This is a genomic window from Mesorhizobium sp. BAC0120, assembly GCF_033542235.1.
Taxonomy (GTDB): domain Bacteria; phylum Pseudomonadota; class Alphaproteobacteria; order Rhizobiales; family Rhizobiaceae; genus JAWRCU01.
Window position 1 is genome coordinate 190,581 of the sequence record NZ_JAWRCU010000005.1, and the last position, 24,117, is coordinate 214,697.

Below are 24,117 nucleotides of genomic sequence, written 5' to 3' on the forward strand. Positions count from 1 at the left end.
CATGCCGCAGTTTGAAACGACGCGCCGCGTGGGACATCCCCCCGACAAGATGTTCGCGCTGGTCGCGGATGTCGAGAAATACCCTGAGTTCCTGCCACTTTGCACCGGCCTCACTGTCCGTTCGCGCAAGGAGAAGGATGGCCGCACGCTTCTCGTCGCAGACATGAGTGTCGGCTACAAGGCGATCCGCGAGAGCTTCACCACGCAAGTCTTCCTCAGGCCGGACGAACGGCTGATCGATGTGAAATACATCGATGGACCGTTCAAATATCTGCAGAATCATTGGCGATTCGATCCAGCGCCGGATGGCGGCACAGAGGTTCACTTCTTCATCGACTATGAATTCAAGAGCCGTATTCTCAGCGCTGTGATGGGCTCGATGTTCGACCGCGCCTTCCGAATGTTTTCCGATGCGTTCGAGAAGCGTGCCAACGTGGTCTACGGCCCGCCGGCCTGATCGGTAAGTGCAGCGAGCGCCATCTCGAGCGCAGTCCTGACGGACTCGGCGCGGATGAAGGCACGGCCATTATCCTCGAACAACCGCCGCTCGGCAGCCGTATCCCGGCCCTTCATCGCCAGTCCGAACCAGACGAGGCCGACCGGCTTTTCCACCGAACCGCCGCCGGGGCCGGCAACACCGGTCACGGAGAGTGCGATTCCCGCTCTGGAGCGCGCAAGTGCGCCCGCCGCCATTTCTTTTGCGGTCTCGCCCGAAACGGCGCCAAAGGCATCAAGTGTTGCCTTTGAGACGCCGATCATCTCCATTTTTGCTTCGTTGGAATATGTGACGAAGCCGCGATCGACGACATCCGACGACCCAGCAATGTCGGTAAGCGCAGCAGCGATCATGCCGCCGGTGCAGGACTCGGCTGTGGCCAGCATGACGCCATGTGCGCGGCAAGCCTCCAGAACCTGGCGTGCTAGCACTTCGAATGTGCCAGCCGCGGCAATCATTCCGGCAGGCTCCCGGGATAGACGACGCTCGCCGTAGCGATCGCGGCAATCCCTTCCTCGCGGCCGACGAAGCCCAGCCGTTCGTTGGTGGTCGCCTTCACCGAGATGCGCTCGGCTGCAATGGCCAGCATTTCGGCCAAGACAGCAGCCATCGCCGCGCGATGCGGGCCGATCTTCGGCATCTCCGCAATCAGGGTAATGTCGACATTGGCGATACGGCCGCCGTGCTCGCGCACCAGCCTTGCTGCATGCTCGACGAAAAGCCTCGAAGCCGCACCGCGCCATTGCGGATCGGACGGCGGAAAATGGGTGCCGATATCGCCTGCGCCGCATGTCGCGAGCAGCGCGTCGGTGAGCGCGTGCAGGGCGACATCGGCATCGGAATGGCCACAGAGTTTCTTCGAATGCGGAATGGCTATCCCACAGAGCGTCACGTGATCGCCGGCCTCGAAGGAATGCACGTCGTAACCGTTGCCGGTGCGAACATCGGGGAACATCGCGCCCGAAAGCCTTTGGTCGGCCATCTGAATGTCTCTTGCCCAGGTCAGCTTTATGTTCTCCGGCTCGCCTTGGACGATCCTTACAGGCATTTTAGCCCATTCAGCGATCGCTGCGTCATCGGTAAATCCGGCTTTTCCGGCGCGATGCGCCTTCTGATGGGCCGCGTTTATCGGCCAGAACGGGAACCCTTGAGGCGTCTGGGCTGCGTAGAGATTCTCGCGGGAGACGGTCGCCGCGACGGTCGCTGCTCCATCCGCTCGCTTCAGCGTCTCCGCGATGGGCAATGCAGGCAAAGCTGCTTCGCGCTCGCCTATTCCTTCAATGACACGATGGATCAGGGCCGCATCCACGAACGGCCTGCAGGCATCGTGAATAAGCACTTTCTCGGGCGCCGCTTCGCGGAGTGCCGAAAGCCCAAGTCGCACCGAGTCCTGTCGAGTGGCGCCGCCCTCGACCGCGATCAGGTTATTCGCCAGGCCACCGACCGCCTCCACGAAAAGTTCGTGGTCGTCCGGGTGGATCGTGACCACGATCGGCCCGACGGAAGGATGTTTCCGGAATGCTTCGATGGTTCGCGCGATCACCGGCTTCCCCCCGATCTTGCGATATTGCTTCGGGCCATCGGACGGTCGCCCGGCGCGTTCGCCGCGGCCGGCCGCGACGATCACGACACCTACGGTCGCATGCGAGGCACCTGGCGATCGAGAGGTAGTTTCATCCATGGCCGAGGTCTAATCGGCCGTTTGACCGAATGCCAGCCTAAACCCGGTTTGGCCGTATTTGCCGCGACTTGGCGGTTGCACGCCCCGCAGTTTGTGGCTACAGAATGAGCAGTTAAATGAATTGCTCTGTTTTTGTGCATGCCCGAACTGGCTAAATTGGCGCGGCCGCTCGACATAGGCGGGGTCGCGATTAGGAACCGGGTTTTCCTGGCGCCGATGTCAGGCATCACAGACGAGCCGTTCCGTCGTCGCGCCTATGCCCATGGCGCTGGCCTCGTCGTCTCCGAAATGGTGGCGAGCGGCGAGCTCGCAAAAGGCAGGGCAGGGGCCGGAACACGTATCAGGCATTCCGGGCTGCCGGTACATATGGTTCAGCTCGCCGGGCGCGAGGCGGACCATATGGCGGAGGCTGCGCGAATCGCGGAAGGCGAGGGCGCCGACATCATCGACATCAACATGGGCTGTCCGGCAAAGAAGGTGACGGGCGGCTATTCCGGATCGGCGCTGATGCGTAACCTCGACCATGCCGTTTCCTTGATCGATGCGGTGATCGGCGCAGTCAGCGTGCCGGTGACGGTGAAGATGCGCCTCGGCTGGGACGAGATGACGCTGAATGCGCCAACGCTGGCGCGTCGCGCCGAGCAGTCCGGCGTCAGCATGGTCACGGTCCACGGACGCACGCGCTGCCAGTTTTACCAGGGCAAGGCAGATTGGCGGGCCATTGCCCGAGTGAAGCAGGCAGTATCGATCCCGGTCGTCGCCAACGGTGACGTCGCGTCGCCCGCCGATGCAGCAGAAATTCTCGACAAGTCGGGGGCTGATGCAGTGATGGTCGGCCGCGCGCATTACGGCGCACCTTGGACCGCGGGCGCGATCGCCGGAGCCGCCTCGGGGAGCTCAGGCGAGCCGATGCCACACGGTCAGTTCGCGCTCGCAGACTACGTCGTTGCGCATTACGAGGACATGCTATCGCTCTACGGCGTCGAGAGCGGGTTGAGACAGGCGCGCAAGCACCTCGGCTGGTATCTGGAGCGCCGGGCCCCTGCGACCTCGGCCGAACTGCGCAAGACTGCACTCACCTCGACCGAGCCGAGGATCGTCGTCTCCGCACTGCGTCAAGCCTTGATTGCTGAGACCGCGCAACCGTTTAGGGAAGTTGCATGAAGCTGGATCAAAGGCAGGCATCGGCGGCAATCGACCCCGCACGCATCGTGCTCGACACGATCCGCCGGCCGGTGATCATGATCGGCCCCGACGGGCGGATTGTCTTTGCCAATGCGGATGCGGAGGATTTCTTCCGCTCGAGCGCGCCCATCCTTGCCAAGTGCACGCTTGCCCGGTTTGTGCCGTTCGGCAGTCCGCTGCTGGCGTTGATCGATCAGGTGCGCGAGCGCCAGACTCCTGTCAACGAATACCGAGTCGACATCTCTTCACCGCGCATTGGGCTGGAGAAGGTCGTCGACATCTATGTCGCTCCCGTGCCGGAACTGCCAGGCTCCGTCGTCGTGATGTTTCAGGAACGCTCGATGGCGGACAAGATCGATCGCCAGATGACGCATCGCGGCGCGGCCCGTTCCGTTACCGGCCTTGCAGCCATGCTTGCGCATGAGATCAAAAACCCGCTTTCCGGCATTCGCGGCGCTGCCCAGCTTCTGGAATCGGGACTAAGCGATGAAGACCGCGCGCTGACCCGCCTCATTACGGACGAGACCGACCGCATCGTCTCTTTGGTCGACCGCATGGAGATCTTTTCAGACGAGCGGCCGATCGAGCGCTATCCGGTCAACATCCACATCGTGCTCGATCATGTGAAAGCCATCGCCAAGAATGGGTTTGCGAGGCGCATCAAGATCCTGGAGGATTATGACCCGTCGCTCCCGCCCGTCTATGCCAATCGCGACCAGCTCGTTCAGGTCTTCCTCAATCTGGTTAAGAACGCGGCCGAGGCGATAGGCTCTGATCCGCAAGGCGAGATCACCCTGTCGACGGCCTTCCGGCCCGGCATCCGTGTAGCGGTTCCTGGCAGCCAGGATCGCGTGTCTTTGCCGCTCGAATTCTGCGTGCGCGACAACGGGCCCGGCGTGTCGGAGGATATACTGCCGATCCTGTTCGACCCCTTCATAACCACCAAGCCGAACGGCTCGGGTCTCGGGCTTGCCCTTGTAGCCAAGATCGTCGGCGAACACGGCGGCATCATCGAATGCGATTCCCCGCCGAGCGGCACGACATTTCGCATCCTGATGCCCGCCTGGAAGCAGACAGCCGACGTCGACTCTGAATCGGGAGCCAAGCCATGACTGCGCGCGGCAATATCCTCGTCGCCGACGACGATGCGGCGATCCGTACAGTTCTCAACCAGGCGCTGACGCGCGTCGGCCACGACGTCCGCGTCACCTCCAACGCCTCGACATTGTGGCGCTGGGTCGCCGCCGGCGAAGGCGATCTCGTGATTACCGATGTCGTCATGCCCGACGAGAACGCTTTCGACATGTTGCCCCGCATCAAGAAGGCACGGCCGGAACTGCCGGTCATCGTCATGAGTGCGCAGAACACGTTCATGACGGCGATTCGTGCCTCCGAAACAGGGGCTTACGAGTATTTGCCGAAGCCCTTCGACCTCACTGAACTCATCAATATCGTCAACCGCGCGCTCGCCGAGCCGAAGCGGCCGCAGATCGATCGCCACGACGACGAGCAGCCCGAATCGATGCCGCTCGTCGGCCGATCGCCGGCGATGCAGGACATCTATCGGATGCTCGCACGCATGATGCAGACGGACCTCACCGTAATGATTTCCGGCGAGTCCGGCACGGGCAAGGAGCTGGTTGCGCGCGCTTTGCACGAATATGGGCGCCGCAGGAACGGCCCATTCGTTGCCATCAACATGGCGGCAATTCCGCGCGACCTGATCGAATCGGAACTGTTCGGACATGAGAAGGGCGCCTTCACCGGCGCGCAGCAGCGATCGACCGGCCGCTTCGAGCAGGCCGAGGGGGGCACGCTTTTCCTCGATGAGATCGGTGACATGCCGATGGAAGCGCAGACGCGCCTGCTGCGCGTGCTGCAACAGGGGGAATACACGACCGTCGGAGGCCGCACTCCCATCAAGACCGACGTACGCATCGTCGCGGCTACCAACAAGGATCTGCGCACGCTCATAAACCAGGGCCTGTTTCGTGAGGACCTGTTTTATCGCCTGAACGTCGTGCCGCTCCGCCTGCCGCCCTTACGGGAGCGTTCCGAGGACATTCCGGACCTTGTTCGCCACTTCTTCAAGCAGGGCGAGAGCGCCGGGCTGCAGACCAAGCGCATTTCGCCCGCCGGCATCGAACTGATGAAGCATTATCCATGGCCGGGCAACGTGCGCGAGCTGGAGAATCTGATCCGTCGTCTGGCCGCGCTCTATGCTCAGGACGAGATTTCTGCCGAGATCATCGAAGCCGAGCTGAAGACAAGCGATGTGCCGGTGCAGGGCGGAGGGGGGCTGCTCCCCGAAGACCTGTCGATAACGCAGGCAGTCGAGCACTTTCTGCAGCGCTATTTCGCATCGTTCGGCGGCGAGCTGCCGCCATCCGGGCTCTATCAGCGCGTCCTCGCCGAGGTCGAGTACCCGCTGGTGCTCGCCTCGATGACCGCTACCCGCGGCAACCAAATCAAGGCGGCCGATCTGTTGGGTCTCAACCGCAACACGTTGCGCAAGAAGATCCGCGAGCTCGGCGTCAACGTATACCGCGCCTCGAAACAGCCCTGATCCACTGTATTTCATTTCCTCATATATCGAGGAATGTTGCACAATCGCCACAATGCGTTGCATACATCCAACGCATTTCTGGGCTTTTCAGGGCCGATGGCGACCGAAACGATTCTGGCAACGTCGAATTACAATGACCCGGCGCCCATAGAGGGGCGCCGTTTGCTCGCTTTGACCGGCGTGCTGGCGATCGTCGGCGCGCTCATCAGCGCGGCTGTGTCATTCGCTATCCTGGTCGGCGTTACGCCCATCACGCCCGACATCACGACGACGCTGGCGCTGATCGCGATCAATGCGGGCTTCGTTCTCCTGTTGATCGGGCTGATCGGCCGCGAGATCCACCGCATCTACCTTGCCCGCCGCCGCGGCAAGGCGGCCTCGCGGCTACATGTCCGCATTGTCACCATGTTCGCGCTGGTCGCCGCCATTCCGGCGATCATGGTGGCCGTCGTCGCTTCGATCACGCTCGATATCGGCCTCGACCGCTGGTTCGAGATCAGGACGAAGACGATCATCAGCTCGTCGCTGTCGATCGCTGACGCGTATGTGCAGGAGAACGCCCGCAACCTGCAGGGCACGACACTGTCGATGGCTTACGACCTCGACCAGGCTCGCCCCGTCTACAATCTCGACCGCACCGGCTTTCGCGAACTGATGTCCCAGCAGGCACTCGGCCGCAATCTCGCCCATGCCGCCCTCATCAACGAAGACGGCTCGGTCATCATGGCGGCCAAGACGAATGCGGAATTCGAAATGCCGCAGGCGCCGCCCCAGTGGGTTCAATCCGCGGAAGGCGGGCAGCCTGTGCTGATCGCGCCCGACCGGCGCAATCTGGTCGGTGTGATCGTCAAGATGCGCGAAATTCCCGACGCCTACCTCTATACGATCCGTCTCGTCGATCCGGAGGTCATCAAGGCGCGCCAGATCGTTACCGCCAACACCGACGAGTATCGCGGCCTCGAACGCAATAGAGGAGCGACCCAGGTCGCGTTCGGGCTGCTTTATCTTGGCCTGACCCTGATAATCGTGCTGTCGGCCATCTGGACCGGCATAGCCGTGGCCGACAGGCTGGTGAGGCCGATCCGTCAGCTGATCGGTGCTGCCGACGAGGTGGCGACCGGCAATCTGGACGTGACGGTGCCTGTGCGGGCGTCGGATGGCGACGTCGCCTCGCTCGGCGACACCTTCAACAAGATGCTGCACGAGCTGAAGTCGCAGCGAAACGAGATCCTGGAGGCCAAGGACCTGATCGACGAGCGCCGCCGCTTCTCGGAGGCGGTGCTTGCGGGCGTTACGGCTGGCGTGATCGGTGTCGATTCCACCGGCACCATCACCATCGTCAACCGGTCGGCTGAAGCGATGCTGGCGATCAAGGGCGCGCAAGCGGTTGGCCGCAACCTCTCGGCCGTGTTGCCGCATGTCGGCCGCGTCTTTGAGATCGGCCGCAATTCCGGCCGCGAAGTCTATCGCGAGCAGGTGACCTTCTTCCGCGCCGGCGCGGAGCGCACATTCAATGTGCAGATCACGATCGAGGAATCGGAAGACGAATTCGAGGAGAATTCCTACGTCGTTACCGTCGATGACATCACGGATCTCGTCCAGGCGCAGCGCTCCTCCGCTTGGGCCGATGTCGCGCGTCGCATTGCCCACGAGATCAAGAATCCGCTGACGCCGATCCAGCTGTCGGCGGAACGCATCCGCCGTCGCTACGGCAAGGTCATTACCGAGGATCGTGAGGTCTTCGACCAGTGCACCAATACCATCATCCGCCAGGTTGCGGATATCGGCCGCATGGTCGACGAATTCTCTGCATTCGCGCGCATGCCGAAGCCGGACATGCAGAAAATGGATCTGCGCGAGGCGCTGCGCGAGGCTTCGTTCCTGGTCGAGGTGAGCCGCGCCGATATCGCTTTCGAGCGAGATTTCGGCAATGTTCCGCTGATGGGCACGTTCGACAGCCGGTTGATGGGACAGGCCTTCGGCAATCTCATCAAGAACGCCGCCGAGGCGATCGAAGCTGCTGAGCGCGAGACTGGCGAAAGCGGCGTGATCCGCATCATCGCCCGCCCTGAAGGCGACACCATCCGCGTGGACGTGATCGACAATGGCAAGGGCCTGCCGCGCGAAAACCGGCAGCGCCTGCTCGAGCCTTACATGACAACACGCGAAAAGGGCACGGGGCTCGGCCTCGCAATCGTCAAGAAGATCGTCGAGGACCATGGCGGCCATCTGGAGCTCAACGACGCTCCGGCGGATTTCCACGGTGGCCGTGGCGCGATGATTTCCATGTTCCTGCCAATGGGGCAGGGCACCTTACCTGCTGCCGGTGATTCGAAGGCGGCTAAAGAAAGAGAAACTGAAAAGGTCGGTAATGGCGTCTGACATATTGATCGTCGACGATGAAGAGGACATCCGCGAACTCGTCGCCGGCATTTTGAGCGATGAGGGGCACGAGACACGCACGGCACGCGATAGCGATTCGGCACTTGCCGCAATCGCCGACCGTGTGCCGCGTCTCATCTTTCTCGACATTTGGCTGCAAGGCTCGAAGCTCGACGGGCTAGCGCTCCTTGACCAGATCAAGGTCATGCATCCGCATCTGCCGGTCGTCATGATCTCCGGCCATGGCACGATCGAGACGGCGGTTTCGGCAATCAAGCGGGGCGCCTACGACTTCATCGAGAAGCCGTTCAAGGCCGACCGGCTGATCCTGATTGCCGAGCGGGCGCTCGAAACGTCGAAACTCAAGCGCGAGGTGCTCGATCTGAAGCAACGCAGCGGGGAAAGCTTCGATCTCATCGGCATGTCGGCGGCGATGAACCAGCTCCGCCAGACGATCGAACGCGTCGCCCCGACCAACAGCCGCATCATGATCGTCGGTCCATCCGGTTCGGGCAAAGAGATGGTCGCTCGTGCGATCCATGCGGCGTCGGCCCGCAAGACCGGTCCCTTCGTCACGCTGAATGCCGCAACGATCACGCCCGAGCGCATGGAAATCGAGCTGTTCGGCACCGAATCGAATGGCGGCGAACGCAAGGTCGGCGCGCTGGAGGAAGCGCATCGGGGAACGCTCTATCTCGACGAAGTCGCCGATATGCCACGCGACACGCAGAGCAAAATCCTGCGTGTGCTCGTCGACCAGCAATTCGAGCGGGTCGGTGGCACCAAGCGCGTCAAGGTCGACGTCCGGATCATCTCGTCAACCGCGCAGAACCTGGAAGGCATGATCGCCGAAGGTCGCTTCCGCGAGGACCTCTATCATCGGCTTGCCGTGGTCCCGGTGATCGTGCCGGGACTTTCCGAGCGCCGCGAGGACATTCCCTATCTGGTCGACCACTTCATGCGTCAGGTCGCGCGCCAATCCGGCATAAAGGTGCGCCGCATCGGGGATGACGCGCTCGCCGTGCTGCAGGCGCATAACTGGCCGGGCAACATCCGCCAGCTGCGCAACAATATCGAACGGCTGATGATTCTGGCCCGCGGCGACGACGTCGAGGCGCCGATCAGCGCCGACCGGCTGCCGGCGGAAATCGGTGACGTGATGCCGCGCACGCCCAGCCAATCGGACCAGCACATCATGGCACTGCCGCTGCGCGAGGCACGCGAGCTCTTCGAAAAGGAATATCTGATAGCCCAGATCAACCGATTCGGCGGCAATATCTCCCGCACGGCCGAGTTCATCGGCATGGAGCGATCGGCGCTTCACCGGAAGTTGAAGTCGCTCGGGGTCTAGCGTGCCGAACCGAAGGACCGCGTCAGCGGACCTTCGTAGCGGTTCTCGGAGAAATCCGATTTAGAGCGGCGTAGCGATCCTGCCTGGATGCAACGCCGCTCTAAGGAAGTCCCCCGGCGAGCCCTCATTACCTGAACCAGCGAGGCCGATCTTGCGTCTGCAACTTATCCGGAACGCCACGTTGAAGCTCGACTACGGCGGGGCAACGATTCTGATCGACCCTTATCTTGCGCCGCAGCACAGCCTGCCTTCCTACACCGGCAGATCGCCAAACCCGCTTGTGGACCTGCCGGTTGCCATCGACGCGATAATGGCCGGGGTCGAACTGGTCGTCGTTTCGCACCTCCATTCCGATCATTTCGATTCGGTTGCCAAGCAGATCGTTCCGAAGGGCTTGCCGCTGATCTGTCAGCCTGGCGACGAGGAGACTATTCGAAATGCCGGTTTCACTGACGTCACGCCACTCGTCGGCGACCTTGCATGGAATGGCGTGAGCTTCACGCGATGCGAAGGGAGCCACGGCCTTGGGCAGGTCGTTGAGAAGATGGGACCGGTCATGGGATTCGTGCTGCGAGCACCTGGCGAGCCCACCGTCTATTGGGCAGGTGATACTGTGCTTTATCCGCCCGTGAGGGAGACGATCCGCCAGGTCAAGCCTGACTTCATCGTCACGCACTCTTGCGGTGCGCTCTGGGATGGCGATCCGATTGTGATGGATGCCGCAGAAACGGTTGAGGTTTGTCGCATCGCACCTGCCGGCGCGATCGTGATTGCGACCCACATGGAAGCGCTCGACCATGCCACGGTGGACCGGCAGGCTTTGCGCGATGCAGCGACTGCCGCAGGCATCACGGCACGCCTGCGCATCCCCGCCGATGGCGAGACGCTGTCGTTTTGAATCGCTGTCCTTTGGAACAGCGACAAGATTCAGACTAGCAGGCGATTGCCTTGCTCGACTGTAATCCGTCAAATCTCCGGGTTGAGAGAGAATCACCAAACGGGAAGGCCCCATGCCGCGCATTGCCTATGTGAATGGCCGTTATGTTCGCCACGCCGATGCGGTCGTGCATGTCGAGGATCGGGGCTACCAATTCGCCGACGGCGTCTATGAGGTCTGCGAGGTGGCGCGTGGTTTCATCGTGGACATGACCCGCCATCTCGACCGTCTCAACCGTTCCCTTGGCGAGCTCGACATCGCCTGGCCAATGTCGCGCAAGGCTCTGGAGACCGTGATGCGCGAGGTGGTGCGGCGCAACCGTGTGATGAACGGCATGGTTTACCTGCAGGTGACCCGCGGCGTGGCCCCTCGCGACCACGTCTTCCCTGTAGCAGCGCGGCCTGCGGTCGTTATAACTGCCAAGCGCATCGATCCGGCAGTGGTGCACAAGCGCGCCGAGGGCGGGCTGAAGGTGATCACAGTGCCCGAAAACCGGTGGGACCGCGTCGATATCAAGAGCATCGGTTTGCTGCCCAACGTGCTGGCAAAGCAGAAGGCCAAGGTCGCTGGCGCGCATGAAGCGTGGTTTATCGATCCCGACGGCACGGTGAAGGAAGGAGCTTCGACCAACGCATGGATCGTGACGATGGAAGGCAAGCTCGTCACCCGCCCGGCCGATCACGGCATCCTGCGTGGTATCACCCGCACCACCCTGTTCGACGTCGCGGGGAAGTTGGGGTTGGAAATCGAAGAGCGTGGTTTCACTGTCGCAGAGGCGAAGGCGGCGCGCGAAGCTTTCATAACCGCGGCCACTACCGTGGTGATGCCGATCGTGGAGATCGATGGAGAATCTGTAGCCAATGGCCACCCTGGCTCTGTCGCCATGTCGCTTCGCCAGGCCTTTTTTGACGTTGCGGAAAAAACACGGGCCTGATAACCGCTTTTAGTGAGGGGATGCTGAATTGTCCCGCTCCGGCACAGGTCACGGAGTAAGGCGTGTTTGTGTGTGCTTGACACTGGCAATTTATTTTGGCGCTACTAAATCTGGCGCATAGGGGACGGCGAAAGAAAAACAATGGCGGAGAGATCGCAGAACCTTCAGGACCTGTTCCTGAATTCCGTACGTAAAAGCAAGAACCCGCTCACGATCTTCCTGATCAATGGGGTCAAATTGACCGGTGTCGTGACTTCGTTCGACAATTTCTGCGTGCTCTTGCGCCGCGACGGGCATTCGCAGCTCGTCTACAAACATGCCATCTCCACCATCATGCCGAGCCAGCCGGTTCAGATGTTTGATGGTGAGGAAGGCAGTCGGGAATCCTGATTGGTTAGAGAAAAGCGCGCCGGCGAGAGGCCGGAGAGCACAACAAGACCGGAATCGGGGCAGGAGGGAGCCCCGGGAACGAGCGGTCGCGCGATTGTTGTCGTTCCGGTGCTGACCCGGCAGCCGCGCAGCGAGGAGGATCCTTCGCGCCCACGTCTCAGCCGCTCGCCCCGGGCCAGGCTCGACGAGGCAGTCGGCCTTGCGCTTGCGATCGATCTGGAACCGGTTCACACCGAAATCGTCATGATCGCCGATCCGCGGCCGGCAACCTTGATCGGCACCGGCAAGCTCGACGAGCTCGCAAACATCGTTCGCGACAAAAAGGCAGAGCTTGTCGTCGTCGACCACCCGCTCACGCCGGTGCAGCAGCGCAATCTCGAGAAGGCGCTCAACGCCAAAGTCCTCGACCGCACCGGGCTTATCCTGGAAATCTTCGGTGAGCGGGCGCGTACCAAGGAAGGCGCGTTGCAGGTCGAGCTCGCGCATCTCAATTACCAGCGCGGCCGCCTCGTGCGTTCATGGACGCACTTGGAACGCCAGCGCGGCGGTGCAGGGTTCCTGGGCGGCCCTGGTGAAACGCAGATCGAAGCCGACCGCCGTATTCTCCAGGACAAGATCGTCAAGCTGAAGCGTGAGCTGGAGACGGTCCGGCGCACGCGCGACCTTCATCGCGCCAAGCGCAAGAAAGTGCCATTTCCGGTCGTTGCGATCGTCGGTTACACCAACGCGGGCAAGTCGACACTGTTCAACCGCCTCACCGGGGCGGGCGTCCTCGCTGAGGACATGCTGTTTGCCACCCTCGACCCGACGCTCCGGCGTGTGCGGCTGCCGCACGGCACAACGGTCATTCTTTCCGATACTGTCGGTTTCATCTCGGATCTGCCGACACATCTGATCGCAGCCTTTCGGGCGACGCTGGAGGAGGTGGTCGAGGCGGATCTCGTCCTGCATCTGCGCGACATTTCCGACCCCGATACGTCCGCTCAAGCGGAAGATGTGGAGGCGATCCTCGCCGACCTCGGCGTTGATGCTTCGGACGAGACTCGGGTAATCGAGGTCTGGAACAAGGTCGATCTGATCGACGAGGCCAATCGCGAGCGGCTGCTCGCCGAGAGTGCCGACCCCGCAAAGGGGCCGCCGGTCGCGATTTCCGCCGTGACGGGCGAGGGAATTCCCGCCCTTGTCGAGATGATCGAGACGCGCCTTGCCGGCGCGCTCGAACTCGCGACCTTTGACGTCCCGCCGCAGCAATTCGGCCTGATCGACTGGCTCTATCGCAATGGCGATGTGCGGCGCAGGGTCGACAATGAAGACGGCAGCGTCACGATGACGATGCTCGTAACGCAAGCCGCAAAGCAAGAAATAGAACGGCGGCTCTATTTGCGAAAAGCCGCGGAATAGACGCGCTCGGTTTAAATATTGCATGTGGAGGTGGTATTCGGCCGCACCCCGGTTGTAGTTGTAATCTATTGTACATACAAGCAGCCGTAGGGTCCCGTCAGCATCCCAACGAGGACAGATCAAACTACAACATCAAATCAAAACAAAGAATTAGAGTAGGACATTGATCCAATTCAGCCTTTTCCAGGCGGCGTTGCTCTAATCATGGGAAGACGGCCGCGAACCCTATTCGGCTGCCTTCGCCCGCTGCCAAAGCTCCTCCATTTCGTCTAGGCTCGCCGCCTCCAGGCTGCTGCCGTTCTCCTCGAGCGCGCGCTGAACGGCATGCAGCCTTGTGCGGAACTTCTCGTTGGTGCCGCGCAACGCCTTCTCCGGGTCTATCTTCAGGTGGCGGCCAAAATTGACAAGCGCGAAGAGCACGTCGCCGAACTCGTCCTCGACATCGGCACTGAACCCGCTATCGATCGCCTCACGCAATTCGCCGATCTCTTCCTCGATCTTGTCGAGGATCGGTTTGGCGTCCTTCCAGTCGAAGCCGACCGTAGCTGCTTTTTCCTGAAGCTTCAGCGCGCGCGTCAGGGCAGGGTGGGCGACCGGCACGCTATCCAGATAGCCGGCGCCGTGATCTTCGGGGGCGAGTCCTGCGGCAATTCGAGCTGCGCGCTTCGCCGCCTTCTCCTCGGCCTTGACTTTCTCCCACATTCCCTTGGCCATGCCTGCACCGCGTGCAGCCTCGTCGCCAAACACGTGTGGATGCCGCCGGATCATCTTTTCCGTGATCGCCTGGACGACCGCGCCGAAATCGAATGCGCCTTGCTCTTCGGCCATGCGCGCGTGGTAGACGACCTGCAGCAGGAGGTCGCCAAGCTCGTCACGCAGGTCGACAAGGTCGTTGCGAGCGATCGCGTCGGCGACCTCATAGGCCTCCTCGAGCGTATAAGGCGCAATGGTCTCGAAGTTCTGTTCGAGATCCCATGGACAGCCGGTGACTGGCGTTCTCAACGCCGCCATGATTTCGATCAGTCGGGATATGTCGCGGGAAGGTTTCATAGTTCAAGTCTATAGCTGCGAGCAGCAAAGCCAAGGGCGGCCGGTATCGCTCCAGCCTTGTCCACAGAACGAGTTTGGCGGGCAATGCAAAGGGTCCAACGGATTCCGACGTGGTCCGGTTGCACAGGTTCGGGTAAGTGTGTCGCCGCCGTCACGTGGCGCGGACGGCTAAAGACGTTGAACTGTTCAGCGGCCAGAGGGCGCCCCCAGAGCGCGCAGGCTTTGGAGTCTAAGCCTGGTTGGCCGCCGCGGCGGCCGCGAGCTCGGCATCCTGCTTCATCTTCATGACCTGCTGGGCCGCAGCAGCGCTTTCCTGCCCACCCTCTACATGAACCGTAGGAACCGCCATCTTGATGCCGTTCTCCTCGAAGGCCTTCTTGATCATCACGTAAGCGCGCCGCTTGATCGGGAATTGCGTGGCAGGTTTGGTCATCATCTTCATTTTCAGTTCAATGGCGAAGTCGCCGAAATTCTCGATGCCCTGCATCTTCAGGGGCTCGATGATGTCGGCCGCGAATTCGGGATCCTGCGCGAGCTCCTGGCCGATCTTCTTGACCAGCTTGCGTGCCAGTTCGACATCGGAATCGTAGGTGACGCCGATCGTCATCTTCTCGATCGCCCAGTCGCGGCTCATGTTCTGCACCGCGCCCAGCTGACCGAAAGGCACGGTGTAGATGGGGCCACGATGGTGGCGGAGCCGTACAGAGCGGAGGCTGAAGGATTCTACCGTGCCCTTGTAGGACCCACTCTGGATATACTCGCCGACGCGGAAGGCGTCATCGAGCATGTAGAAAACCCCGCTCAATATGTCCTTGACCAAGGTCTGCGCGCCGAAGCCGATCGCCACGCCTAAGATGCCGGCGCTGGCGATCAGTGGACCGATCTGCACGCCGAGACCTGAAAGTATCGTCAGCAGGGCGACCCCGATGATGAACGCGGCCAGAACATTCCGGAAAATCGGCAGGAGGGTCCGCAACCTGCCGGCGCGGGCGATCTCATCGGGATTGCCGCCCGCGTGAGCCGCGAGATCCATCCTGTATGCGATCAACGCCTTCGACAGTTGCCACAGCAGATCGGCGATCAGCAGGATTATTACCGTGTTGGCCAGCCCACTTGCCAACCGCTCATTCAACTGGCTTCCAGCCAGGGCCAGTGCGCTGAAGCTTGACACATAGACCAGCCAGATGATCGCCGCCGCAATGACCAGCGCTCTGGCGCCTCGAACGGCGAGGACGTCGATCATTACGCCCACCGCGCCTGCGGGCTTCACGGGGTCGACCACAGCAGAGACCGTCTTGCCCGTACCAGCGAGCAGCGATGGAAGGATGATGGCGTAGATGCCGAGCCACAGGAGCACTGTCGTTCCCGCCACCCATGCGACCCACAGGGCGACGAGGAAGAGCGTCAGCAGCATCCCTTTCATCCGCGAAACCGGCTTCCCCGGGCGGCCCCAGACAATTGCGATCGCGGTTCCGAGTATGCCGAGACCGAGCAGGTAAGCGATGAGCCGTGTCGAATCCGCAGAGAAGCCCACGGAAGGCATTAGGCTGACCAGAGCCCAGCCGAACAGAAGGAATGCCATCAGGACGCTTAGATGCCGGCCCCAGAACCGCGCCGAAGCATCGTCCATGGCAATCAACGGTTCAGCATCATTGGCCGCCGCAGTTTCGCTGGAGCCGCGGCCAAATTTGAGGAACAACGCGATCACTGCTCGCACGACCCGGAAGGCGATTGTCGCGAGCAGCAGCGTAACTACGATCTTCCTCAACAAAGGTGGCCAGTTGAACACCAGAAACAGTCCTAGCGAGGCGATCGAGAACGTCAGCAGGCCGGCAAATTCGGACGCGATTGCGCGTGCGACGGTTGCCTCCCCACCGCCTGCACTCTCCGCAGGACTGACAGCGCCTCGGTCAATCGGTCGCCTGGCCAACCGCTCGGCGCCGAACCCTACCGCAATCAGCACGGCGAGGATGGCGAGAACCGTGCCCGGCCGGCCGGAATTGACGTCAGTGGTGATCACCCCGGCCGCTTTGGAGACTTCGTCGGGGAGTCGCGGCACGGCGCTGACGAGCGCACCGAAGCGTTCGCGCATTACAGTTTCCCATGTCGAGAGCGCGTCCGCCATCGAGGATCCGGAACTCGGCTCCGCCTTTGCGGGCACTTTCGCTTCCAGCCACGCCTTGATCTGCGGATCCGACATCAATTGGAGAAACTGCTTTGCCTTTTCCGGCGAGATGTCCGGCGGCGCCTGTTGCGCCAGCGACGAACCTGCGAAAGTCACCAGGACAATCAAAGTTGCGCATTGCAGCAATCTGACAAGCTTACTTTTCATTGTGCTCGCTCCCGGCTTTGGCAGCACGGCTCCACGATCGCGCATGAGCCGAGTGCGGCTTGCCTCGTGCATTCTGCTTCGTCGTTATCGGCGCTGGGGCAATTGCCCAGCTAGCTCCTGATCTCCTTCCAGCCTCGCCAATTGGCTCGCCCGGGATAGGCTCGGCTCCGTCCACAGGCCCGGGAAACCAAACATCTCATCAAGGCATATTAGCGCTTCGCGTCGTTGCGATGGATCAATTTTCAACAACGACCGCGGCGTCTCACTGACGATCTTGGTGGAGCATTTTCACGCTTGGCACGCACGAGAAAAGCCGCACCGGTAATCAGTCGCGTGGCACAACAGGCGGTACATCCGGCGTATCAGCGACATGATGACCAATGCTTGCCCGCGCTCGTTCAGCGCTTCGGCGGTCGCTTGATAGGGATGATCCTCGCCAGCCGAAAACTGGTTCGAATCTCTTTTGCGAGGTCTTCGATCAGCTCCTCATATTCAGAACGACGCTCTGCCTGAACGGCTTTCGGCAATTGATCCACTGCCGCAAGAGCCTGCTCGGCAGCGGCAAGGTCGTCGCATATTCCTCGAAAATTCTCGTCGTCGGCCAATAATTCCCGGATCAACTGCAAGTGGCCCGGAAAGCGACGGATTGCCGCCCGCGGGCCATCGCCTCCGAGAAGATCGTCGCGTCGCGCTTTCATTCCTGGCCCATACCCGGAGCAGAGGAATATGCCCGAATTGCTGTGATGCCAGTATATTGCGTTAGATCAATGCGGAGACGTAAATTACGCGAATACACAGAAGCGGGCGGCAGAAAAAGTCCTGTCTCTGGAGGGAACAGCATGGCTGATGCGGCTGCTGTTCGCGGGAATGTTGCCGCCGAAGGATTGGCTCCCTGTACCGAAGCGGATATTCGCGGTCAGCTTGATCGGATTCTGTCGAGCCTCGAATTCGACGTGTCGGCACGCGCGCGCAAATTTTTCTCCTACGTCGTCGAAGAAACACTGGTCGGGCGAGCCGATCGCATAAAGGCCTATTCGATCGCGGTCGAGGTCTTCGGCCGTGACACCTCATTCGATGCGCAAACCGATCCGTCGGTTCGGATCGAGGCTGCTCGGATTCGGCGCGCGCTGGAGCGCTATTACTTCACGGCGGGGCGCGATGATCCGATCGTCATAACCATGCCGAAAGGCGGCTATGTCCCGGTATTCAACCGGCTCGAGCGCGAGCCGCAGGTTGAGGAAGCAGCCGCCGCGCTTGCCGATCAACCGGTCGCGCCGACGCGACCGAAGATCTCCCTGGCAGTGTGGTGCAGTCTGGCGATCCCAATTGTCATCGTCGCGCTCACCACCGGCTACCGTCTTTTGGCTTCCGAGATCAGGCAAGAAAGTCCAACAGTCTCTGCGACCAATGCCCAATCGGTGAAGCCGGACCTTCCGGGATTGCTGGTCGAGCCTTTCGAGGGCCTGTCCGGCACAACTGGATCGGCAATCGTCGCCCGTGGGCTGGCTGACGAGGTCGTCGGCCAGATCGCCAAGTTCAAGGATATTGTGGTGGTCGTCGGAGGAACGGAAGGCACCTCCGCTCCCCGAGGCAGCCAGCCGGTCCGCTACGTATTGCAAGGGAGCATCCGCATCGAGGACGACAAGCTACGCGTTACAGCGCGCCTCGTAGACCGGCCCGGCGGTTCCGTGGTGTGGGCCGACAGCTACGATAAGAGCCTCAAGGTGCACGAGCTTCTTGAGACCGAGACCGATATTGCCCGCAAAGTTGCAACTGCCATCGCACAGCCTTACGGCATCATCTTTCGGACAGACGCCGCCCGTTCGGTCGAGAGGCCGCCCGACGACTGGGAGGCCTATGCCTGCACACTTGCCTACTATGCTTATCGGGCCGATCTCCGACCGGAAACGCATCAGTCCGTCAAACAATGCCTCGAGCGCGCAGCCGAACGCTTCCCCAACTATGCGACCGCCTGGGCGCTGCTCTCGCTCACCTATCTCGACGAACAGCGCTTCCGCTATCGCATCAACGCGGATTCCACACCTCCGCTTGACCGGGCGCTGGACGCTGCGCGTCGCGCGGTCGATCTCGACCCGGACAATGTGAGGGGCCTACAGGCGGAAATGACCGCCCTTTTCTTCCACGGAGATGTTGACGAAGCTCTGAAGATCGGCGCGCAGGCGGTCTCGATCAATCCGAACGATACCGAGCTGGTGGGCGAGTATGGAATACGCCTGGCCATGTCCGGCCAATGGAAGCGCGGCAGCGAGTTGATCCTCGAGGTGCTCGACCGCAACCCGGGACCAATGGGATATTTCGAAACAGCACTGGCGTTTTCCTCCTATATGCAGCGCGACTATCGGTCGGCCGCGATGTGGATCCGAAAGGCGAACGTGCAGGCGAACCCCCTCTACCATGGCATCGCCGCCGCCATCTTCGGACAGCTCGGCGAGACCGCCGACGCTGCGGTCGAGCGCGATTGGCTTGTGAGGAATGCCCCCCAGCTTCTGCGAGAGGTTGGTCAGGAGTTGGCAACTCGCAATATCCCGCCCGGGGATCAGGCACACTTCGTCGACGGCCTTCGGAAAGCCGGCATACTGGTACCTGGGTTTTAACCCGTCGCACGCGGTCTCCAAGGGCACGCGCAGCCCTGTTACGACAGCCGAGCCCCCGAACTGCCCTGTTGGTTACCGTAATTTACGCCCCGGGCCGGCGGCACGGTTTTATAAGCGCCATCTAAAATGCGACAGGTGCGTGGGTTGGAACGGCGGAGCACAGCCAGCGGGTACCGATCACCTTGCCACCCGCTTAGCGAGGCCCGCCGACAATGGAGAAACGTCATGACAGCATCACGAGCATGGAGTGTCGCGGGGCTGGCCTTTGCGGTTTCGTTTGGTGCCGGTGCCTGCTTGATGTTGTCGCCGGCCCTGGCGGCCGACGACGACGCGGCCCAAATCCTCAAATCGATGTCGAACTATCTTGCGAGTGCCAAGACGATCTCGGCGACGTTCGATTCCGACATCGAGGTCATCACCCCCGAGATGGAGAAGATTCAATTCACCAGCTCGGGTACGTTGCTCTTGGACCGCCCCAACGAGATCCGCGCCACCAGGACCGGCGGCTATGTCGACGTCGAAATGCTCTTCGATGGCAAGACGCTCGTCGTCTATGGCAAGAACACCAACGGCTACGTGAAGATGGACCTGGCCGGTTCGGTCGACCACCTGATCGACTCGTTGTGCGAGCGTGGCCGGGCCTTGCCTGGGGCTGATCTCTTGCTGAGCAATGTCTACGACACTCTGATCGGCGACATAACCGATGCCAAGCACATCGGTCGCGGCGTGGTCGGTGGCGTCGAGTGCGGGCACTTGGCGTTTCGGCAGCACGACACCGATTGGCAGCTGTGGGTCGAGCTCGGGGAGAAGCCAATGCCCCGAAAGCTCGTGATCACCAGCAAAACCATAGCCGCGGCCCCCCAGTATTCGCTCGTGGTGAGGGACTGGAAGACGGACGTGCCGGTCGACGCGGCAGCCTTCACATTTAACCCGCCCAAGGGCGCGAAGGAGGTCGACGAGGCAGCGCTTGCCGATCTCGACGAGCTTCCACCGAGCGCACCGGCGAAAGGACAATAGTCATGACAAAATCAAGATTAATGCTCGTAGCGGCGGCACTTGCCGCGGCCATTACGGGCCTGTTCTGGAGCGGAGACAATATCCCCGGCTCCAGCTTTGTGAGCGAAGCTCAGGCAATCATCGGCAGGCCACTCACGCCGGTGAGCTACGCCGGGGTCGCACGGCGGACGGTCAGGCGGTGCGCGCGTGGGGTCTACTGTTAGATCCGCCGCTTCTTTAGACCCGCCGCTTCCCCGATGCGGCAGGCAACACCGACAGCAGTACCGTTCCCCGAACAAATCGGCAAGCTTTGCCGACCCTCGCAAGCGAGAGGAAGAATGAGGTGGGCCATGCTCGGAAAGACTCGGAAAGCAGCAGCCAAAATCCTCGCATCCTTGGCGGTGGTCCTATCCAGCGTGGCGGTGTCGGCGGCGCAGCAGGTCACCGGCACGCTTTGCTCGTCTGAAGGTGTATCGAGATTCGCATTGGTTGTTGCTGTTGCCGGCTTTCTGGGCGCGAGCGGTTCGGCCGTTGCCGAAAATGCCATCAAGGCACCCGCCCAGAAATCGATCGGTACGGCCAAGCAAGAGATCGTTCCGTCCCTGATCGTCATGAACTCCGACAGCGCCAGCCTGACCGGAACGACGCTGACGCTCAACGGCATTTCGCTCAACTCGATAATGTTCGCCGATCGCCCGGTACGCTCGGCCGGTCACGCCTTGACCAAGCATCTCCTGGAAGAGTGGGCGCCGGGCGGCGGATTCGAGAAAGATCCGCCGAATGCGACGGTTTCGGTGTTCGACAAGGAAGCGTCCGACGTCGAAGATGCTGTCCTGGTCCTCAAGGATCCGAAGCTCTCCGGCGACAAGCTCACCTTCACCGTAGACGTTCTTGAAAGCAACATCGCGAAGGCCGACGGGCCGGCATCGGTCTTCATCGACATCATAGGGCTGCCGCGCACGCCACTCTCGTTCGCCGGCGTCGCCCGTCGCACCGCTTTTCGCGGCGCCTGGTATGCAGGTGCAGCCACGGGCGCGGCTTACGCGGTCAGAGCTGACCCTTACTATCGCCCGCCATACCCGCCGCCGGCCTGCGGCTACTACCCCTATCCGCCCTGCTACTAGGACAGGACGTCTGACCCAGCGGAGTCTTCCGCTTGCCACGGGAGGAAAGAATGGACCCCTGTAGAACTACTCGGAAAGCAGTATTTGGGATCGTCGCTTCCCTTGCAGCGCTCCTGTCCGGCGTGACGCTGGCGGCAGCGCAGCAGGTGACCGGCACGCTCGGCTCGCCGAGCGCTACGACGACGATCGACGGAAAGCAATTGCCGGCGCCCGACCCGAGTTTCGGGGGAGTCATCAAGAATGACGCCCTCAACTCGAAGCCCTGGTGGGCGCCGCGCATCGTGCCGCCGAAGGACGCGCCCAACATCCTGCTCATCATCACGGATGACGCCGGCTTTGGCGTCCCGAGTACTTTCGGCGGGGTCATTCCGACACCCACGATGGATCGCGTTGCTGCGAACGGCCTGCGTTACAACAACATTCACTCCACCGCGCTGTGCTCTCCGACGCGCGCCGCGCTGATTACCGGTCGGAACCATCATTCAGCCGGTTTCGGCGTGATCTCCGAGCAGTCCACGGGTTTCCCCGGCTACAACAGTATCATCACCAAGGACAAAGCAACCATCGGGCGGATACTCCTCGACAATGGCTACGCTACGTCCTGGTTCGGAAAGGACCATAATACCCCGGCTTTTGCCGCGAGCTCGATCGGGCCATTCGATCAATGGCCGACCGGAATGGGCTTCGAATATTTCTACGGTTTCGTGGGCGGCGATGCAAACCAGTGGCAACCGAACCTCTTTCGCAATACCACGCAAATCTACCCCTTCGAAGGCAAGCCAGGCTGGAACCTGGTCACCGGAATGGCCGACGACGCCATCGACTATCTCAACCGGCTCAATCAAACGGCGCCCGACAAGCCCTTCTTTATGAAGTACGCCCCGGGTGCCACACACGCTCCCCATCACCCGACCAAGGAATGGGTTGATAAGATCAGCCAGATGCATCTGTTCGACGAGGGCTGGAACAAGCTTCGCGAGCAGATCTTCGAGAACCAGAAGAAGCTTGGCGTAATCCCTCAGAACACACAGCTTGCGCCTTGGCCGACGGAAGTCCTCAAGAACTGGGATGATCTGACCGCGACGGAGAAGAAGCTCTTCGTCAGGCAGGCAGACGTCTTCGCCGCCTACGTCGCCTATAACGATCACGAGATCGGGCGTGTCATCCAAGCCATCGACGATATGGGCAAGCTCGACAACACGCTCATCATCTATATCAACGGCGACAACGGAACGAGCGCCGAGGGCGGTCCCCTGGGTACGCCCAATGAGGTCGCCTTCTTCAACGGCATCAACGAAATGCCTGTCGACGTGCAGATGAAGTGGTACGACGTCTGGGGCACCGAGCAGACCTACAACCACATGTCTGCGGGCTGGTCTTGGGCCTTCGATACGCCCTTCACCTGGTTCAAGCAGAACGCCTCGAGGCTCGGCGGCATCGGGCAGAACATGGCGATCTCCTGGCCGGCACGCATCAAGGGCAAGGGCGGCCTGCGCGATCAGTTCACGCACGTGATCGACGTCGTGCCGACCATCCTTGAAGTAACCGGGATTCCCGCGCCCGACACAGTGGACGGCATCAAGCAGGCGCCGATCGAGGGTACGAGTTTCGCCTACACATTCGACAAGGAGAACGCCCACGCGCCAACCCGTCACAAGACCCAATATTTCGAGATGATGGGACAGTGGGCGCTCTATAACGACGGCTGGCTGCTCAGCACCAAGGTGAACCGCGCGCCGTGGGAGGCGTTTGGTCCTGCCAATCCCGACCCGCTCAACAACCAAGTGCTCGAACTCTACGATCTCACCAAGGACTTCAGCCAGTCTCAGAACATCGCCGACAAGCACCCCGATAAGGTGAAGGAGATGAAGGAGCTGTTCATAGCGGAGGCGAAGAAATACCAGGTCTTCCCGATGGACGCCTCGGTCGCGGCCCGCATCGTGGCGCCGCGCCCGAACATAACCGCCGGCCGCAGCGAATTCATCTACACCCATCCGATGGTCGGGCTGCCGCAGGGGGACTCGCCGTCACTGCTCAACACTTCCTACACGATCACCGCCGACATCGACGTGCCGGCGGGCGGTGCCGAGGGCATGATCCTGACCTCAGGCGGACGGTTCGGCGGCTACGGCTTCTACCTGCTTAACAGCAAGCCGGTATTCCTCTGGAACCTGGTCGACCTGAAGCGCGTGAAATGGGAAGGCCCTGCGCTAACACCGGGCAAGCACATCGTCGAGTTCGACTTCAAATACGACGGACTCGGCGCCGGCACGCTCGCCTACAACAGCTTCAGCGGTGTCGGCCGGCCCGGTACCGGCACGCTCAAGGTGGACGACAAGGTGGTGGCGACGCAGACGATGGAGCACACCCTGCCGATGATCCTGCAGTGGGACGAAAGCTTCGATATCGGCTCCGACACCCTCACCGGCGTGAATGACGCCGACTACAAGCCGCCGTTCACGCTTACCGCCAAGCTCGACAAGCTGACGATCAAGGTGGATCGGCCGAAGCTGACCGAGGAAGACGTCAAGAATATCGAGAATACTCAGGCCATAGCTGTGGATGGCAGGCCGATTCATAACGTGCAGGCCGGCCCGCAATAGGTTGCCGAAAGAGGTGGCCTCAGCGGCCGCCAAATACGGCGCCGCTGCTCCAACGGTAAACCCGTCACATGGAG

Annotated in this window: 20 protein-coding genes; 15 read left to right on the top strand and 5 right to left on the bottom strand. The window is 61.4% G+C overall.

Annotated features, from left to right (window positions below; all coding sequences use genetic code 11):
* The first annotated feature begins 1 nt into the window (after position 1).
* On the top strand, positions 2–457 hold the full coding sequence (locus tag SAZ10_RS13930) for a type II toxin-antitoxin system RatA family toxin (RefSeq protein ID WP_318609842.1): 456 nt from the start codon (positions 2–4) through the stop codon (positions 455–457).
* Here the strand turns inward: SAZ10_RS13930 and SAZ10_RS13935 are convergent.
* Positions 439–954 carry a CinA family protein gene (locus SAZ10_RS13935; protein WP_318609843.1) on the bottom strand — a complete coding sequence of 172 codons (516 nt, stop codon included), beginning with the start codon at positions 952–954 and terminating at the stop codon, positions 439–441. The two genes, SAZ10_RS13930 and SAZ10_RS13935, sit on opposite strands and share 19 nt — an antisense overlap.
* Positions 951–2,177 carry a bifunctional 2-C-methyl-D-erythritol 4-phosphate cytidylyltransferase/2-C-methyl-D-erythritol 2,4-cyclodiphosphate synthase gene (locus SAZ10_RS13940; protein ID WP_318609844.1) on the bottom strand — a complete coding sequence of 409 codons (1,227 nt, stop codon included), beginning with the start codon at positions 2,175–2,177 and terminating at the stop codon, positions 951–953. The genes SAZ10_RS13935 and SAZ10_RS13940 overlap by 4 nt, the downstream gene beginning before the upstream one ends.
* 138 nt (positions 2,178–2,315) lie before the next feature.
* Between SAZ10_RS13940 and dusB the strand changes: the two genes are divergently transcribed.
* The 9 genes from dusB to hflX all read left to right on the top strand — a co-directional run bounded on the left by dusB (position 2,316) and on the right by hflX (position 13,323).
* Positions 2,316–3,341, top strand: a complete 1,026-nt coding sequence (gene dusB, locus SAZ10_RS13945) for a tRNA dihydrouridine synthase DusB (protein ID WP_318609845.1) — start codon at positions 2,316–2,318, stop codon at positions 3,339–3,341.
* Positions 3,338–4,474 (top strand): nitrogen regulation protein NR(II), encoded by a 1,137-nt coding sequence (locus SAZ10_RS13950; protein ID WP_318609846.1) that lies wholly within the window; start codon positions 3,338–3,340, stop codon positions 4,472–4,474. Before dusB ends, SAZ10_RS13950 begins: the two co-directional genes overlap by 4 nt.
* Positions 4,471–5,928 (top strand): nitrogen regulation protein NR(I), encoded by a 1,458-nt coding sequence (gene ntrC / locus SAZ10_RS13955; protein ID WP_318609847.1) that lies wholly within the window; start codon positions 4,471–4,473, stop codon positions 5,926–5,928. The genes SAZ10_RS13950 and ntrC overlap by 4 nt, the downstream gene beginning before the upstream one ends.
* A 96-nt stretch (positions 5,929–6,024) precedes the next feature.
* Positions 6,025–8,310 (top strand): PAS domain-containing sensor histidine kinase, encoded by a 2,286-nt coding sequence (locus tag SAZ10_RS13960; protein WP_318609848.1) that lies wholly within the window; start codon positions 6,025–6,027, stop codon positions 8,308–8,310.
* A complete protein-coding gene (locus tag SAZ10_RS13965) occupies positions 8,300–9,661 on the top strand; it encodes a sigma-54 dependent transcriptional regulator (RefSeq protein ID WP_318609849.1) in 1,362 nt (453 codons plus the stop codon). The genes SAZ10_RS13960 and SAZ10_RS13965 overlap by 11 nt, the downstream gene beginning before the upstream one ends.
* Positions 9,662–9,812: 151 nt before the next feature.
* Positions 9,813–10,559, top strand: coding sequence for an MBL fold metallo-hydrolase (locus SAZ10_RS13970; protein WP_318609850.1), 747 nt, complete (start codon positions 9,813–9,815; stop codon positions 10,557–10,559).
* Positions 10,560–10,671: 112 nt separating this feature from the next.
* Complete coding sequence (locus SAZ10_RS13975) at positions 10,672–11,532, top strand: D-amino-acid transaminase (RefSeq protein ID WP_318609851.1); 861 nt, start codon at positions 10,672–10,674, stop codon at positions 11,530–11,532.
* Positions 11,533–11,673: 141 nt separating this feature from the next.
* Entirely contained in the window at positions 11,674–11,922 is a 249-nt protein-coding gene (gene hfq, locus SAZ10_RS13980; protein WP_318609852.1) for an RNA chaperone Hfq, read from the top strand.
* Complete coding sequence (gene hflX / locus SAZ10_RS13985; protein WP_318609853.1) at positions 11,923–13,323, top strand: GTPase HflX; 1,401 nt, start codon at positions 11,923–11,925, stop codon at positions 13,321–13,323.
* A gap of 225 nt (positions 13,324–13,548) precedes the next feature.
* On the opposite strand, the gene mazG is transcribed toward hflX, so the two are convergent.
* The 3 genes from mazG to SAZ10_RS14000 all read right to left on the bottom strand — a co-directional run bounded on the left by mazG (position 13,549) and on the right by SAZ10_RS14000 (position 17,403).
* Positions 13,549–14,373 (bottom strand): nucleoside triphosphate pyrophosphohydrolase, encoded by an 825-nt coding sequence (gene mazG, locus SAZ10_RS13990; RefSeq protein WP_318609854.1) that lies wholly within the window; start codon positions 14,371–14,373, stop codon positions 13,549–13,551.
* Between the two features lie 229 nt (positions 14,374–14,602).
* Positions 14,603–16,705, bottom strand: coding sequence for a mechanosensitive ion channel family protein (locus SAZ10_RS13995; RefSeq protein ID WP_318609855.1), 2,103 nt, complete (start codon positions 16,703–16,705; stop codon positions 14,603–14,605).
* 398 nt (positions 16,706–17,103) lie between these two features.
* Positions 17,104–17,403, bottom strand: coding sequence for a hypothetical protein (locus SAZ10_RS14000; protein WP_318609856.1), 300 nt, complete (start codon positions 17,401–17,403; stop codon positions 17,104–17,106).
* Between the two features lie 141 nt (positions 17,404–17,544).
* Between SAZ10_RS14000 and SAZ10_RS14005 the strand changes: the two genes are divergently transcribed.
* The 5 genes from SAZ10_RS14005 (at position 17,545) to SAZ10_RS14025 (ending at position 24,043) form a co-directional block, all read left to right on the top strand.
* Positions 17,545–19,320, top strand: coding sequence for a hypothetical protein (locus tag SAZ10_RS14005; protein WP_318609857.1), 1,776 nt, complete (start codon positions 17,545–17,547; stop codon positions 19,318–19,320).
* A 225-nt stretch (positions 19,321–19,545) separates the two neighbouring features.
* Entirely contained in the window at positions 19,546–20,337 is a 792-nt protein-coding gene (locus SAZ10_RS14010; RefSeq protein ID WP_318609858.1) for a DUF2092 domain-containing protein, read from the top strand.
* A gap of 2 nt (positions 20,338–20,339) precedes the next feature.
* On the top strand, positions 20,340–20,540 hold the full coding sequence (locus tag SAZ10_RS14015) for a hypothetical protein (RefSeq protein WP_318609859.1): 201 nt from the start codon (positions 20,340–20,342) through the stop codon (positions 20,538–20,540).
* A gap of 126 nt (positions 20,541–20,666) precedes the next feature.
* Entirely contained in the window at positions 20,667–21,440 is a 774-nt protein-coding gene (locus SAZ10_RS14020) for a hypothetical protein (protein ID WP_318609860.1), read from the top strand.
* A 50-nt stretch (positions 21,441–21,490) separates the two neighbouring features.
* Entirely contained in the window at positions 21,491–24,043 is a 2,553-nt protein-coding gene (locus SAZ10_RS14025) for an arylsulfatase (RefSeq protein ID WP_318609861.1), read from the top strand.
* Positions 24,044–24,117: the final 74 nt, after the last annotated feature.